This window comes from Escherichia sp. TC-EC600-tetX4 (assembly GCF_019356055.1).
Classification (GTDB): domain Bacteria; phylum Pseudomonadota; class Gammaproteobacteria; order Enterobacterales; family Enterobacteriaceae.
The window spans coordinates 16,015-30,040 of the sequence record NZ_CP079924.1; the positions used below are offsets into that span (position 1 = coordinate 16,015).

Consider the following 14,026-nt stretch of genomic DNA (forward strand, 5'->3'; position numbering starts at 1 on the left):
TGTTGATCGTGGGTGTTGGCCTGATGAGTTATAGCGATCCCTTGCTGAAAATAACATCATCATTACGTCGCACTGTGGCGGCTATCGCACTTTAACGTTTCGTGCTGCCCCCTCAGTCTATGCAATAGACCATAAACTGCAAAAAAAAGTCCGCTGATAAGGCTTGAAAAGTTCATTTCCAGACCCATTTTTACATCGTAGCCGATGAGGACGCGCCTGATGGGTGTTCTGGCTACCTGACCTGTCCATTGTGGAAGGTCTTACATTCTCGCTGATTTCAGGAGCTATTGATTATGCGTAACTTTGATTTATCCCCGCTTTACCGTTCTGCTATTGGATTTGACCGTTTGTTTAACCACTTAGAAAACAACCAGAGCCAGAGTAATGGCGGCTACCCTCCGTATAACGTTGAACTGGTAGACGAAAACCATTACCGCATTGCTATCGCTGTGGCTGGTTTTGCTGAGAGCGAACTGGAAATTACCGCCCAGGATAATCTGCTGGTGGTGAAAGGTGCTCACGCCGACGAACAAAAAGAGCGCACCTATCTGTACCAGGGCATCGCTGAACGCAACTTTGAACGCAAATTCCAGTTAGCTGAGAACATTCATGTTCGTGGTGCTAACCTGGTAAATGGTTTGCTGTATATCGATCTCGAACGCGTGATTCCGGAAGCGAAAAAACCGCGCCGTATCGAAATCAACTAATTCCCTAAGGCCGCCTGGCGCGGCCTGACATCTCCATGCTCGCCGTCAGGGAGCATATGCGAATCTTCGGATTTGCAGGTACTTACTCGCTTCTTAGAAGGAGAAATGACTATGCGTAACTTCGATTTATCCCCACTGATGCGTCAATGGATCGGTTTTGACAAACTGGCCAACGCACTGCAAAACGCCGGTGAAAGCCAGAGCTTCCCGCCGTACAACATTGAGAAAAGCGACGATAACCACTACCGCATTACCCTTGCGCTGGCAGGTTTCCGTCAGGAAGATTTAGAGATTCAACTGGAAGGTACGCGCCTGAGCGTAAAAGGCACGCCGGAGCAGCCAAAAGAAGAGAAAAAATGGCTGCATCAAGGGCTTATGAATCAGCCATTTAGCCTGAGCTTTACGCTGGCTGAAAATATGGAAGTCTCTGGCGCAACCTTCGTAAACGGTTTACTGCATATTGATTTAATTCGTAATGAGCCTGAACCCATCGCAGCGCAGCGTATCGCTATCAGCGAACGTCCCGCGTTAAATAGCTAACTAGCTATTCTCTTTGCCCCGCCATTCTGGTGAGGCTTTTTTTGTCTTACTTACTCAACAATGCGTTAAATTTCGACTGTTTAAGATATTTCGGCACGTTCTTTCCCGTGATAATGTGCGCTATAAGGCAAATCTGCTTCACCGATTCAGCCATAATCCGTAGCAATTAAAATGTTATCTCAAGAGAAATGGACGATGAGTGATATAGCATTAACGGTCAGTATTCTGGCTTTGGTGGCAGTCGTCGGTTTGTTTATCGGCAACGTCAAATTTCGCGGCATAGGATTAGGTATTGGCGGCGTGCTGTTTGGTGGGATCATCGTCGGCCATTTTGTTTCTCAGGCGGGGATGACATTAAGTAGCGATATGCTGCATGTTATTCAGGAATTTGGCCTGATCCTGTTCGTTTATACTATCGGGATTCAGGTAGGGCCGGGCTTCTTTGCCTCATTGCGCGTCTCCGGATTACGCCTCAACCTGTTTGCTGTTCTGATCGTCATCATCGGTGGTCTGGTTACCGCCATCCTGCATAAACTGTTTGATATTCCACTGCCGGTAGTGCTGGGGATTTTCTCCGGTGCGGTTACCAATACGCCAGCGCTGGGGGCAGGGCAGCAGATTTTGCGCGACCTGGGTACACCAATGGAAATGGTCGATCAGATGGGGATGAGTTACGCGATGGCGTATCCATTCGGCATTTGCGGGATTTTGTTCACCATGTGGATGTTGCGGGTTATTTTCCGCGTCAATGTCGAGACAGAAGCTCAGCAGCACGAGTCTTCACGCACCAATGGCGGCGCGCTGATCAAGACTATCAATATTCGCGTTGAGAACCCTAACCTGCATGATTTAGCCATTAAAGATGTACCGATTCTCAACGGCGACAAAATTATCTGCTCGCGTCTGAAACGCGAAGAAACCCTAAAAGTTCCTTCGCCAGATACCATTATCCAACTGGGCGATTTGCTGCATCTGGTGGGTCAGCCAGCGGATTTACATAATGCGCAACTGGTGATTGGTCAGGAGGTCGATACTTCGCTGTCCACGAAAGGCACTGATTTGCGCGTCGAGCGTGTGGTGGTCACCAATGAAAACGTGCTCGGAAAACGTATTCGCGACCTGCACTTTAAAGAACGCTATGACGTTGTTATCTCGCGCCTGAACCGTGCCGGGGTCGAACTGGTCGCCAGTGGCGATATCAGCCTGCAGTTCGGCGATATCCTCAATCTGGTGGGGCGTCCGTCCGCAATTGATGCCGTTGCCAATGTGCTGGGGAATGCGCAGCAAAAACTGCAACAGGTTCAGATGCTGCCAGTGTTTATTGGCATCGGGCTAGGCGTATTGTTAGGTTCTATTCCCGTCTTTGTGCCAGGATTCCCGGCCGCGTTGAAACTGGGGCTGGCGGGCGGACCGCTGATTATGGCGTTGATCCTCGGGCGTATCGGCAGTATCGGCAAGCTGTACTGGTTTATGCCGCCAAGCGCCAACCTCGCGCTGCGGGAGCTGGGGATCGTGCTGTTCCTCTCGGTCGTTGGTCTGAAATCTGGTGGGGATTTTGTGAATACCCTGGTCAATGGCGAAGGGCTAAGCTGGATTGGTTATGGTGCCCTGATCACCGCCGTTCCGCTGATTACTGTTGGCATTCTGGCGCGGATGTTAGCCAAAATGAATTACCTGACCATGTGCGGGATGCTGGCAGGTTCCATGACCGATCCTCCGGCGCTGGCGTTTGCTAATAATCTTCATCCAACCAGCGGTGCGGCGGCGCTCTCTTACGCCACTGTCTATCCGTTGGTAATGTTCCTGCGCATTATCACCCCCCAATTACTGGCGGTGCTCTTCTGGAGTATCGGTTAACTCTTTTCCGGGTGGAGTCGCCGTAAATGGTACTCCACCTGGTATTCGCTGGCATTTCTGAACATCACTGAATAATTCAAAAACTCCCCGCTCTCGCTATATGACAACGAGGTGATCCGCAGCAGTGGCGTGTGTTCCGCTACCTTCATTTGCCGCGCCAGCAGTCTATCGGCGAGCACTGGCGTCAGGCTTTCATAATTACCGCCAATCAAAATCCCGCACTCTTGTTCAATATATTCAAACTTCGACCCTTCCAGATGTTGCAGCGAAAGATTACGGAACAGTTTTACCGGCATATAGCTGTCTTCCAGCATCAGCGGTTTCCCTTCCACAAAACGAACGCGACGGGAGAAGTAGATCTGCTCGTTGATTTGAATCCGTAACTGGCTGGCAATGGCCGGAGGCGCAGGCATGATTTCAAAAATCAGCACCTGGCTGGTGACCGTTTTTCCCTGCCGTTTTAACACCTCCACCAGCCCGGTCAGACTGGCGGTTTGATGCAGTACATCTTTGCGCACCAGGTAAGTGCCACTACCGTGGCGGCGGACCACCAGCCCCCACGCTACCAGCAGGTCAATGGCTTTACGGATGGTCATCCGCGATACCGCAAACTCTTCCGCCAGCTTTTTTTCACCGGGAAGAAGGCTGTTTAGCGTGAAATCTGCGGAGTTAAGTCGAATTCTTAACCGCTCCGCAATGCTTTTGTAGATCATCTCTAGATCTCTTTTTTGCCTGCAAGCCCGGGTAATGCGCACACAAGTTCTGCTTAATCGATTGAAAAAACATCTTTTTTTTAAAGATGTGTTCGATGCTGTGTACCTGTGCTCACAGAGGTCTACTTTTTCGCGAAAACGTAGATCTCTACCGCCCAACGAAAAGCATGAAAGCGATCACGAATCCCATTGGGTCGTCATGTTCTGCCGATCGCATCTTCCTATCCTCGCTCCAGGCCTGCCGCATAACCAATCAGGCTTCCTACTTACAGAATTGAGAAAAGAGGATGTGGAAATGCTCAGTCAAATTCAACGCTTTGGCGGCGCGATGTTCACGCCAGTGCTGCTGTTTCCCTTCGCCGGGATTGTGGTGGGTCTTGCCATCTTGCTGCAAAACCCGATGTTTGTCGGGGAATCACTGACCGATCCGAACAGTTTATTCGCGCAAATCGTACACATTATTGAAGAGGGCGGTTGGACGGTATTCCGTAATATGCCGCTGATTTTTGCTGTCGGTTTACCCATTGGCCTTGCTAAGCAAGCGCAGGGGCGTGCTTGTCTGGCGGTGATGGTGAGTTTCCTGACCTGGAACTATTTCATCAACGCGATGGGAATGACCTGGGGAAGCTACTTCGGCGTCGATTTCACTCAGGACGCGGTGGCAGGTAGCGGTCTGACAATGATGGCCGGGATTAAAACCCTCGATACCAGCATTATCGGCGCAATTATCATTTCCGGCATTGTGACGGCGCTGCATAACCGTCTGTTCGATAAAAAACTGCCGGTTTTTCTCGGCATTTTCCAGGGGACGTCTTATGTGGTGATTATCGCCTTCCTGGTGATGATCCCCTGTGCCTGGCTGACGTTGCTCGGCTGGCCAAAAGTACAAATGGGGATTGAATCTCTGCAAGCGTTCCTGCGTTCGGCGGGTGCACTTGGGGTCTGGGTTTACACCTTCCTCGAACGTATTCTGATCCCAACCGGTTTACACCACTTCATCTACGGACAGTTTATCTTTGGTCCGGCAGCTGTTGAAGGCGGCATTCAGATGTACTGGGCGCAGCATCTGCAAGAGTTCAGTTTGAGCGCCGAGCCGCTGAAATCGTTGTTCCCGGAAGGCGGTTTTGCCCTGCACGGTAACTCAAAAATCTTTGGTGCCGTGGGCATTTCTTTAGCGATGTACTTCACTGCCGCACCGGAAAATCGGGTAAAAGTGGCGGGCTTGCTGATTCCCGCAACCTTAACCGCCATGCTGGTGGGAATTACCGAACCGCTGGAATTTACCTTCCTGTTCATTTCACCGTTGCTGTTTGCGGTACACGCCGTGCTGGCGGCCTCAATGTCGACCGTAATGTATCTCTTTGGTGTGGTGGGCAACATGGGCGGAGGTCTGATTGACTAGGTTTTACCGCAAAACTGGATCCCGATGTTCAGCAACCACGCGGATATGATGCTGACCCAAATCGCCATTGGGTTGTGCTTTACCCTGCTGTACTTCGTGGTTTTCCGCACACTGATTCTGCAGTTCAACATGTGCACGCCGGGACGTGAAGATGCGGAAGTGAAACTCTACTCAAAAGCCGAATACAAAGCCTCGCGAGGCCAAACCACCGCGGCAGAGCCAAAAAAAGAGCTGGATCAGGCTGCCGGTATCCTGCAAGCCCTGGGCGGGGTCGGCAATATCTCCAGCATTAACAATTGCGCGACGCGTTTACGTATTGCACTGCATGACATGTCACAAACGCTGGATGACGAAGTCTTTAAAAAGCTGGGAGCGCACGGCGTCTTCCGTAGTGGCGATGCCATTCAGGTGATCATTGGTCTGCATGTATCTCAGCTGCGTGAACAGCTCGATAGCTTAATTAATTCTCATCAATCAGCAGAAAATGTTGCCATTACGGAGGCAGTATAATGACCAAATTCTCAGTGGTTGTCGCAGGCGGTGGAAGCACCTTTACGCCAGGCATCGTGTTGATGCTCCTGGCGAATCAGGACCGTTTCCCGCTTCGTGCACTGAAATTTTATGATAACGATGGTGCGCGGCAGGAAGTGATTGCCGAAGCCTGTAAAGTCATCCTTAAAGAAAAAGCGCCGGACATTGCGTTTAGTTACACCACCGATCCTGAAGTGGCATTCAGCGACGTTGATTTTGTCATGGCGCACATCCGCGTCGGCAAATACCCGATGCGCGAACTGGATGAAAAAATCCCGCTGCGCCACGGCGTTGTTGGTCAGGAAACTTGCGGACCCGGCGGAATAGCGTACGGCATGCGTTCCATTGGCGGCGTCCTGGAACTGGTGGATTATATGGAAAAATATTCACCAAATGCCTGGATGCTCAACTACTCCAACCCGGCAGCCATTGTCGCAGAAGCCACGCGTCGTCTGCGCCCGAATGCGAAAATCCTCAACATCTGTGACATGCCAATCGGTATTGAAAGCCGGATGGCGCAAATTGTTGGGCTGCAAGATCGCAAACAGATGCGCGTGCGCTACTACGGCCTGAACCACTGGTGGTCGGCGATATCCCGCAGTTTCAGAAAGGGTTAATGAGTCAGCAAGTGGCGGTGGAAAAACTGGTCGTGGACGCCTGGGAACAGCGTTCATATCAGCACCTGTGGCAGGCGATTACGTTGTCGAAAACGGTACCGAGCGCCTCGGTCGCCAAAGCTATTCTGGATGAGTTGCTGGAGGCCAACAAAGCGTACTGGCCAGAGTTACGTTAATTGTGTGGACTGGCATCCGTTGGGTGCTGGTCCGTATTCTTTAGCACGGCTGACGGCGCATAACCAAATTTATGTTTAAAGGCTTTGCTGAAATGAAAGGAGTCGAAGAAGTTGAGCGTATCAGCGACTTCGCCAACCGAGTTTCCTTGTTGCTTTAATAGCGATAGCGCCAGATCCAGACGCGCATCGAGGTAATATTCTTTCGGCGTCTTGCCGGTATAGCGTAAAAACAGACGACGCAACCAGGCTTCGCTACAGGGGATCGTGGCAGCCATATCAGCTACGCTCCAGCGTTGTTGCAGACTGGCATGTAAAGTGGCAATTAATTTTTCAATTTGCCGCCGTTGTGGATCTTTTTTACCATCTGCGTACATAAGACAAATCCACTGATAAATAATTTTCGTCAGAAAAGCGACTGCCAGATTATTTTTTATTGCTTCTGGTGAAGTTATTAACTCAGCAACTTCGGTGAGTTCCTGATTATAAATTTCGCCATTATAAATAACGCTTTGCTGACCAACGGGAATATCCATCATACTGGTGGGGGTAAATTCCATCCAGTACTGTTCCCAGACTAAACCTTCACAGTGATAAGAGTGAATATCCATTGGCTTTAAGAATATAATACAGTTGCCATGCAGTGTTATTTGTTCGCCATTCTTTAAAAGAATTTTCCCACATCCTTGTACGGTATACACCGCAACCCATGAGTTGGCGATAAGCGGTTTCTTCTTGTCCCGCGGCCAGATCACCCGGTAATGCTCGTCGGCGTAGGTATGCCAGAGCGAGATCAGAGAAATTCCGCTGGAGATCACATTTTCGTTAATCAATAAGGGAATATTGTACGGAGTTTCGTTTTTTACATCTGAACTTTGCAATTTTCCATTCATTTTAATATCCCTCCGGCGAATTATGCTCACAACCTGAACTTAACAGAAAACAATCCGTTCAGGGATACGACGTTTGTATTTTAAGAATCTGACTGCCTGACCCGACGCATTTTACCTCTCCCTATATTCATGCGTCCGGGACATAAACATAAATAAGGGCTATGAGATGAATTCGTTACAAATCTTGAGTTTTGTCGGTTTTACGCTGCTGGTGGCGGTGATCACCTGGTGGAAGGTCCGCAAAACAGATACCGGATCGCAACAAGGCTATTTTCTTGCCGGACGTTCACTAAAAGCGCCGGTTATTGCCGCTTCGTTAATGCTAACCAACCTTTCCACGGAACAACTGGTCGGCCTTTCCGGGCAGGCCTACAAAAGCGGCATGTCGGTGATGGGCTGGGAAGTGACTTCAGCGGTGACGCTGATCTTCCTCGCGCTAATCTTTTTACCGCGCTATCTGAAGCGCGGCATTGCCACCATCCCCGATTTTCTGGAGGAACGTTATGATAAAACGACGCGTATTATCATCGACTTCTGCTTCCTAATTGCCACCGGCGTCTGCTTTCTGCCGATTGTTCTCTACTCCGGCGCGTTGGCGCTCAACAGCCTGTTTCACGTCGGGGAATCGCTACAGATTTCTCACGGTGCGGCTATCTGGCTACTGGTAATTTTGCTTGGTCTGGCGGGAATTTTGTATGCGGTGATCGGCGGACTGCGCGCAATGGCAGTGGCGGACTCCATCAACGGTATTGGGCTGGTTATCGGCGGGTTGATGGTGCCGGTATTTGGCCTAATCGCGATGGGCAAGGGCAGCTTTATGCAGGGCATTGAGCAACTCACCACCGTTCACGCCGAGAAATTAAACTCAATCGGTGGCCCGACCGATCCCTTGCCGATTGGCGCGGCATTTACCGGTTTGATTCTGGTGAACACCTTTTACTGGTGTACAAATCAGGGCATCGTGCAACGCACGCTGGCGTCAAAAAGCCTGGCGGAAGGGCAAAAGGGGGCGCTGTTAACGGCGGTGCTGAAAATGCTCGACCCGCTGGTACTGGTGCTGCCAGGGTTGATTGCGTTTCATCTGTATCAGGATTTACCGAAAGCCGACATGGCCTACCCGACGCTGGTCAATAACGTTCTGCCAGTGCCAATGGTGGGTTTCTTCGGCGCGGTGTTATTTGGTGCGGTGATCAGTACCTTCAACGGCTTTCTGAATAGCGCCAGTACGTTATTCAGTATGGGTATTTACCGTCGCATCATTAACCAGAATGCCGAGCCGCAGCAGCTGGTCACCGTCGGGCGCAAATTTGGTTTCTTTATCGCTATCGTTTCGGTGCTGGTCGCGCCGTGGATCGCCAACGCGCCGCAGGGGCTGTATAGCTGGATGAAACAGCTCAACGGCATTTACAACGTGCCGCTGGTTACCATCATCATTATGGGCTTTTTCTTCCCGCGCATCCCGGCGCTGGCGGCAAAAGTAGCGATGGGGATTGGCATAATCAGCTACATCACCATCAACTATCTGGTGAAGTTCGACTTCCATTTCCTCTATGTGCTGGCCTGTACGTTCTGCATCAACGTGGTCGTGATGCTGGTGATCGGTTTTATCAAACCGCGCGCCACGCCGTTCACCTTCAAAGATGCGTTTGCGGTGGACATGAAACCGTGGAAAAACGTCAAGATCGCGTCAATTGGCATCCTGTTCGCGATGATTGGCGTCTATGCCGGGCTGGCTGAATTCGGCGGCTACGGTACGCGCTGGTTAGCGATGATCAGTTATTTCATTGCCGCCGTAGTGATTGTCTACCTGATTTTTGACAGCTGGCGGCATCGTCACGACCCAGCCGTAACCTTTACTCCCGACGGGAAGGATAGCCTATGAAACGCCCCAATTTTCTGTTCGTCATGACCGATACCCAGGCCACCAATATGGTCGGTTGCTATAGCGGTAAACCGCTGAATACGCAAAATATTGATAGTCTGGCGGCGGAAGGTATTCGCTTTAATTCCGCCTACACCTGTTCACCGGTTTGTACGCCTGCACGGGCCGGACTATTTACCGGTATCTACGCTAACCAGTCCGGCCCGTGGACCAACAACGTCGCGCCAGGCAAAAACATCTCCACTATGGGGCGCTACTTTAAGGATGCCGGCTATCACACCTGTTACATCGGCAAATGGCATCTCGACGGTCATGACTATTTCGGCACTGGCGAGTGTCCGCCGGAGTGGGACGCTGATTACTGGTTCGATGGGGCGAACTATCTTAGCGAACTGACGGAAAAAGAGATTAGCCTGTGGCGCAATGGCCTAAACAGCGTCGAAGATTTACAGGCGAACCATATCGACGAAACCTTCACCTGGGCGCATCGTATCAGCAATCGGGCGGTGGATTTTCTGCAACAGCCTGCGCGCGCAGACGAGCCTTTCCTGATGGTGGTTTCGTATGATGAGCCGCATCACCCGTTCACCTGTCCGGTGGAGTATTTAGAGAAATACGCTGATTTTTACTACGAGCTGGGCGAGAAAGCACAGGATGACCTGGCTAACAAACCGGAACATCACCGCTTATGGGCGCAGGCGATGCCATCGCCAGTCGGTGATGACGGGCTTTATCACCATCCGCTCTATTTTGCCTGTAATGACTTTGTTGATGACCAAATCGGACGGGTCATCAATGCCTTAACGCCAGAGCAACGTGAAAATACGTGGGTTATTTATACCTCCGATCACGGCGAAATGATGGGCGCACATAAGCTGATCAGTAAAGGGGCGGCGATGTATGACGACATCACCCGCATTCCGCTGATCATCCGTTCGCCGCAAGGGGAGCGGCGACAGGTCGATACGCCAGTCAGTCATATCGATTTACTGCCGACAATGATGGCGCTGGCAGATATTGAAAAACCAGAGATTCTGCCGGGGGAAAATATCCTTGCCGTGAAAGAGCCACGCGGCGTGATGGTGGAATTTAACCGCTACGAGATTGAGCATGACAGCTTTGGCGGTTTTATTCCGGTGCGTTGCTGGGTGACGGATGACTTTAAACTGGTACTCAACCTCTTCACCAGTGATGAACTTTACGATCGCCGTAATGACCCAAATGAAATGCATAACCTGATCGATGATATCCGTTTTGCAGACGTTCGCAGCAAAATGCATGACGCCTTATTGGATTACATGGACAAAATTCGCGATCCGTTCCGCAGTTACCAATGGAGTCTGCGTCCGTGGCGTAAAGATGCACGGCCGCGCTGGATGGGGGCGTTTCGTCCACGTCCACAAGATGGCTATTCGCCAGTTGTACGCGACTATGACACCGGCCTACCGACACAAGGGGTGAAGGTGGAGGAGAAAAAACAGAAGTTCTGACGATAATGCCCGCTGATGATCACCCGGCGGGCATTATTCAGGCTGCTTAAACCAGTGAACCGCCGGTCAGGAAGGAAAAGATAAGGAATATCAGCAAAATGCTGCACACGATGCCGATACCAAAAAGCAAGGTATGGAAAGCCAGCGTCCCGCCGCCAAAAACCAGCGCGCCGCGAATGCCCCAGCGATTTTCCTTACGCATACCGCCAATAAATGCGCAAAGTAGCGCAGCAATGGCCAGTGCGATACCGCTTTGATTGAGGATTTTATCGACATCTACGTCCTCTTTTTTCTCCACGGTGGTAATTTTTTCGCCTTTTATTCCGGCGAGAAGACCTCTTTTAATTTCAGCCGTTTTGTCCGCCACGATGCTTTCAAACGTTGGCGGTGGTGCGGAGAAAGGGCCGAATGAAAAGTGGATAATCCCCATCATTAAAGCGATGGCACCGAACAGCATGCCCAATGAACTGATTTTATTTTGAGCTATGATACCCATCTGACCTCCTTGTAGCGGATGGCAAAAGCATATCAGGAAACGGGCGGACGAAATTCTTAAAAAAACCGCTAAAGGTAGAGCGTTAGTGAAATTGCAAAGGAGCAACAATGAAAATTTCCCGCCTCGGAGAAGCGCCTGATTACCGCTTCTCGCTGGCTAATGAGCGTACTTTTCTGGCGTGGATCCGTACTGCACTAGGATTTCTGGCGGCGGGGGTTGGGCTTGATCAACTTGCGCCAGATTTCGCCACGCCCGTCATTCGCGAACTGCTGGCGTTGTTGTTGTGTCTGTTTTCCGGCGGGTTAGCGATGTATGGCTACTTGCGCTGGTTACGCAATGAAAAAGCGATGCGTCTGAAAGAGGACCTGCCCTACACCAACAGCTTATTAATCATTAGCTTAATATTGATGGTCGTGGCGGTGATCGTTATGGGACTGGTGTTGTATGCCGGATAGCCGCAAAGCCAGACGCATTGCCGACCCAGGACTGCAGCCGGAGCGCACATCACTGGCGTGGTTTCGTACCATGCTGGGCTACGGCGCGTTGATGGCGTTGGCTATCAAACACAACTGGCACCAGGCGGGCATGTTATTCTGGATTTCGATTGGCATTCTCGCCATCGTGGCGCTGATCCTCTGGCACTACACCCGTAATCGCAATTTAATGGATGTCACGAATAGCGATTTTTCCCAATTTCACGTAGTCCGTGACAAATTTTTGATCTCCCTCGCGGTGTTATCTCTCGCAATACTGTTTGCTGTAACGCATATACATCAACTTATCGTATTTATTGAGAGAGTCGCATGACAGGAAGTCAGGTCATTGATGCTGAAGAGGACAGGCATAAACTGGTTGTAGAGTACAAGGATGCTCTGCAACCTGCCGATTTTTATCACAATTTCAAACAGCGGGGCATCCGCTCCGTACAGCTCATTCCCTATCTTGAATTTGATGACCGGGGCGATCTGACGGCCGCTTCGGTGACAGCAGAGCTGTGGGGGAAATTTTTAATTGCCCTGTTCGAGTGTTGGGTGCGGGCAGATATCAGTCGTATCTCGATTGAGCTTTTTGACGCCACCTTACAAAAATGGTGTGGCAGCGAAAACCCGCAACCGCGCTGTGACTGCCAGGCGTGCGACTGGCATCGCCTGTGCCCGCACGCTCGGCAGGAGACGCCAGACAGCGTGCTTTGTGCGGGCTATCAGGCGTTTTATTCTTACTCCGCACCGCATATGCGGGTGATGCGTGATCTGATAAAGCAGCATCGTTCTCCCATGGAGCTGATGACGATGCTGCGGTGACGTGCGCTTAAACGGGCTGCCCCTGATGCGACATCCGCGTCGCCAGCGGCAGCCAGCACAGCACGATCAACAATCCCATTAAGGTCATCAACAACCCCAGGCTGCCCTGACCGGTTTGCGGCAACATCGCAGAGAGCGACGCCAGCACGCCGGAACCAATGTTTTGCAGACCGCCGACCAGCGCGCCAGCCGTGCCCGCCAGGAAGGGGAACGGCTCCATCGCGCCGCTGGTCGCCAGCGGAAACAGCATCCCGGCACCGAAAAAGAACAGCGCGGCGGGAACGAGCAGCGTCCAGACATTCATCACGCCAAACCAGTCGGGGATCCACATCAGCAAGCCAGCCAGCAGGCAGCAGATAACCGACTGCCACATTAACGTGGAGAAGCGTTTATTGGGACGTCCGGCAAACCATGCGCCAAAAAACGCTGCCGGAATCGGCAGAATAAACAAAATACTGACCGTCATACTGCTCAGCCCTAACACCGCGCCCATCAGCACGCCGGAGCAGGCTTCAAAGGCGGCAATCCCGGCCAGACCGCCAATCAGCATCAGCAAATAACAGTTAAAACCGCTGTTACCGAAAAGCGTTTTATAACTGGTAAGCAGGCGCGTGCGCGGTGCATCGACCGGACGCGTTTCCGGCATCCAGCGGGCCATACTGAAGGTCACACCAGCACAAAGAACCAACAAAAAGAGATAACAGGCGCGCCAGTTCCACATCGTATCCAGCAGACCGCCGATTAGCGGTGCGAGCAACGGACTGACGAGAATCCCCATGTTTAACAGGCTGTTAGCATGGCGCAACTGTGTCCGTTCATATAAATCTCGCGGTAAAGTACGCGCCATTACGCCGCCAACGCCGGTGCCCATCCCCTGCATCGCGCTGGCGGCAATCAACACCGTCAAACTGGAGGTCGTGACCGCGACCAGCGTTGCCAGCATAAAAATGGACATTCCGACGAGGATCACCGGTCGGCGGCCCACGCGGTCGGAAATCGGGCCATAAAACAGCTGTGAGACACCGTAAGTCAGCAGATAAGCGCCCATTACGCTCTGCACCGCCCCTTCACGGACGTTGAGATCGCGCGCCATATCGGCAATAGCTGGAATATAAATGGTTTGCGCCATCTGACCGACGGCCACGAGTAATACCAACATCAATAACAAATTGACGTTTCTTTGCCTTTTCATTATCACGGATGCTTTTATAAAAATAATTAGAATAAGTCACTACGCATTCCCATAAATGCGGGAGAGGAATCTATCACATTGATGAATGTTAGCCAGATATACGCCAGGAATGGGGAATTGTTTAGCGGCAGAATATGTAAACAAAAGCGGCAATAAATGTTGCCGGGAGAGATGGTAGGGCGGATAAGATGCGTCAGCATCGCATCCGACACCAACCCGCACGCTAAATATA

Annotated in this window: 13 protein-coding genes, 2 pseudogenes and 1 other annotated feature; of the genes and pseudogenes, 11 read left to right on the forward strand and 4 right to left on the reverse strand. The window is 51.3% G+C overall.

The window, feature by feature from the left end; translation table 11 throughout:
* The first annotated feature begins 227 nt into the window (after positions 1–227).
* Positions 228–300, forward strand: a sequence feature (ROSE (Repression Of Heat Shock gene Expression) occurs in the 5'-region of heat shock genes and acts as an RNA thermometer to modulate expression.).
* The 3 genes from ibpA (at position 294) to KXD89_RS00090 (ending at position 3,104) form a co-directional block, all read left to right on the forward strand.
* Positions 294–707: a small heat shock chaperone IbpA gene (ibpA, locus tag KXD89_RS00080; protein ID WP_001243437.1), complete on the forward strand. Its 414-nt coding sequence runs from the start codon at positions 294–296 to the stop codon at positions 705–707. (Overlaps the previous feature by 7 nt.)
* 111 nt (positions 708–818) lie before the next feature.
* Complete coding sequence (gene ibpB / locus KXD89_RS00085; protein WP_001243431.1) at positions 819–1,247, forward strand: small heat shock chaperone IbpB; 429 nt, start codon at positions 819–821, stop codon at positions 1,245–1,247.
* A gap of 195 nt (positions 1,248–1,442) precedes the next feature.
* On the forward strand, positions 1,443–3,104 hold the full coding sequence (locus KXD89_RS00090) for a putative transporter (RefSeq protein WP_001279752.1): 1,662 nt from the start codon (positions 1,443–1,445) through the stop codon (positions 3,102–3,104).
* Here KXD89_RS00090 and KXD89_RS00095 read toward each other — a convergent pair.
* The gene (locus KXD89_RS00095) at positions 3,101–3,817 is read right to left on the reverse strand and encodes a GntR family transcriptional regulator (RefSeq protein ID WP_001300779.1); all 717 of its coding nucleotides are present in this window, start codon (positions 3,815–3,817) and stop codon (positions 3,101–3,103) included. The two genes, KXD89_RS00090 and KXD89_RS00095, sit on opposite strands and share 4 nt — an antisense overlap.
* A gap of 295 nt (positions 3,818–4,112) precedes the next feature.
* Here KXD89_RS00095 and KXD89_RS00100 point away from each other — a divergent pair.
* Both KXD89_RS00100 and KXD89_RS00105 read left to right on the forward strand, forming a co-directional pair.
* A pseudogene (locus tag KXD89_RS00100) lies at positions 4,113–5,729 on the forward strand (PTS sugar transporter subunit IIB).
* Positions 5,729–6,543 (forward strand): annotated as a pseudogene (locus tag KXD89_RS00105) (hypothetical protein). Before KXD89_RS00100 ends, KXD89_RS00105 begins: the two co-directional pseudogenes overlap by 1 nt.
* Here KXD89_RS00105 and KXD89_RS00110 read toward each other — a convergent pair.
* A complete protein-coding gene (locus KXD89_RS00110; RefSeq protein ID WP_001013540.1) occupies positions 6,540–7,433 on the reverse strand; it encodes an AraC family transcriptional regulator in 894 nt (297 codons plus the stop codon). The pseudogene KXD89_RS00105 and the gene KXD89_RS00110 sit on opposite strands and share 4 nt — an antisense overlap.
* Before the next feature lie 166 nt (positions 7,434–7,599).
* Between KXD89_RS00110 and KXD89_RS00115 the strand changes: the two genes are divergently transcribed.
* Both KXD89_RS00115 and KXD89_RS00120 read left to right on the forward strand, forming a co-directional pair.
* Positions 7,600–9,315 (forward strand): solute:sodium symporter family transporter, encoded by a 1,716-nt coding sequence (locus KXD89_RS00115; protein ID WP_001087145.1) that lies wholly within the window; start codon positions 7,600–7,602, stop codon positions 9,313–9,315.
* Positions 9,312–10,805 carry a sulfatase-like hydrolase/transferase gene (locus KXD89_RS00120; protein ID WP_000828527.1) on the forward strand — a complete coding sequence of 498 codons (1,494 nt, stop codon included), beginning with the start codon at positions 9,312–9,314 and terminating at the stop codon, positions 10,803–10,805. Before KXD89_RS00115 ends, KXD89_RS00120 begins: the two co-directional genes overlap by 4 nt.
* A 46-nt stretch (positions 10,806–10,851) precedes the next feature.
* On the opposite strand, the gene yidI is transcribed toward KXD89_RS00120, so the two are convergent.
* Entirely contained in the window at positions 10,852–11,301 is a 450-nt protein-coding gene (gene yidI, locus KXD89_RS00125; RefSeq protein WP_000511289.1) for a protein YidI, read from the reverse strand.
* A 107-nt stretch (positions 11,302–11,408) separates the two neighbouring features.
* Between yidI and KXD89_RS00130 the strand changes: the two genes are divergently transcribed.
* Genes KXD89_RS00130 through KXD89_RS00140 form a run of 3 tightly spaced genes read left to right on the forward strand, consistent with a single transcriptional unit; the run spans position 11,409 to position 12,602 of the window.
* Positions 11,409–11,756 carry a YidH family protein gene (locus tag KXD89_RS00130; RefSeq protein WP_000703959.1) on the forward strand — a complete coding sequence of 116 codons (348 nt, stop codon included), beginning with the start codon at positions 11,409–11,411 and terminating at the stop codon, positions 11,754–11,756.
* Positions 11,746–12,108: a DUF202 domain-containing protein gene (locus KXD89_RS00135; RefSeq protein ID WP_001113432.1), complete on the forward strand. Its 363-nt coding sequence runs from the start codon at positions 11,746–11,748 to the stop codon at positions 12,106–12,108. Before KXD89_RS00130 ends, KXD89_RS00135 begins: the two co-directional genes overlap by 11 nt.
* Entirely contained in the window at positions 12,105–12,602 is a 498-nt protein-coding gene (locus KXD89_RS00140) for a radical SAM protein (RefSeq protein WP_000148061.1), read from the forward strand. Before KXD89_RS00135 ends, KXD89_RS00140 begins: the two co-directional genes overlap by 4 nt.
* A gap of 7 nt (positions 12,603–12,609) precedes the next feature.
* Here the strand turns inward: KXD89_RS00140 and emrD are convergent, their stop codons facing one another.
* Positions 12,610–13,794 carry a multidrug efflux MFS transporter EmrD gene (gene emrD / locus KXD89_RS00145; protein WP_000828746.1) on the reverse strand — a complete coding sequence of 395 codons (1,185 nt, stop codon included), beginning with the start codon at positions 13,792–13,794 and terminating at the stop codon, positions 12,610–12,612.
* 81 nt (positions 13,795–13,875) lie between these two features.
* Between emrD and ysdE the strand changes: the two genes are divergently transcribed.
* Positions 13,876–13,950, forward strand: a complete 75-nt coding sequence (gene ysdE / locus KXD89_RS00150) for a protein YsdE (RefSeq protein WP_211180519.1) — start codon at positions 13,876–13,878, stop codon at positions 13,948–13,950.
* The last annotated feature ends 76 nt before the right edge of the window (positions 13,951–14,026 follow it).

What these genes read in the sequence shown, in the direction of transcription:
- ibpB (WP_001243431.1), top strand. Translation starts at nt 819, where the DNA reads ATGCGTAACTTCGATTTATCCCCACTGATGCGTCAATGGATCGGTTTT.
- KXD89_RS00130 (WP_000703959.1), top strand. Translation starts at nt 11,409, where the DNA reads ATGAAAATTTCCCGCCTCGGAGAAGCGCCTGATTACCGCTTCTCGCTG.
- KXD89_RS00115 (WP_001087145.1), top strand. Translation starts at nt 7,600, where the DNA reads ATGAATTCGTTACAAATCTTGAGTTTTGTCGGTTTTACGCTGCTGGTG.
- KXD89_RS00135 (WP_001113432.1), top strand. Translation starts at nt 11,746, where the DNA reads ATGCCGGATAGCCGCAAAGCCAGACGCATTGCCGACCCAGGACTGCAG.
- KXD89_RS00095 (WP_001300779.1), bottom strand. Translation starts at nt 3,817, where the DNA reads ATGATCTACAAAAGCATTGCGGAGCGGTTAAGAATTCGACTTAACTCC.
- KXD89_RS00140 (WP_000148061.1), top strand. Translation starts at nt 12,105, where the DNA reads ATGACAGGAAGTCAGGTCATTGATGCTGAAGAGGACAGGCATAAACTG.
- KXD89_RS00110 (WP_001013540.1), bottom strand. Translation starts at nt 7,433, where the DNA reads ATGAATGGAAAATTGCAAAGTTCAGATGTAAAAAACGAAACTCCGTAC.
- KXD89_RS00090 (WP_001279752.1), top strand. Translation starts at nt 1,443, where the DNA reads ATGAGTGATATAGCATTAACGGTCAGTATTCTGGCTTTGGTGGCAGTC.
- ibpA (WP_001243437.1), top strand. Translation starts at nt 294, where the DNA reads ATGCGTAACTTTGATTTATCCCCGCTTTACCGTTCTGCTATTGGATTT.
- KXD89_RS00120 (WP_000828527.1), top strand. Translation starts at nt 9,312, where the DNA reads ATGAAACGCCCCAATTTTCTGTTCGTCATGACCGATACCCAGGCCACC.
- emrD (WP_000828746.1), bottom strand. Translation starts at nt 13,794, where the DNA reads ATGAAAAGGCAAAGAAACGTCAATTTGTTATTGATGTTGGTATTACTC.
- yidI (WP_000511289.1), bottom strand. Translation starts at nt 11,301, where the DNA reads ATGGGTATCATAGCTCAAAATAAAATCAGTTCATTGGGCATGCTGTTC.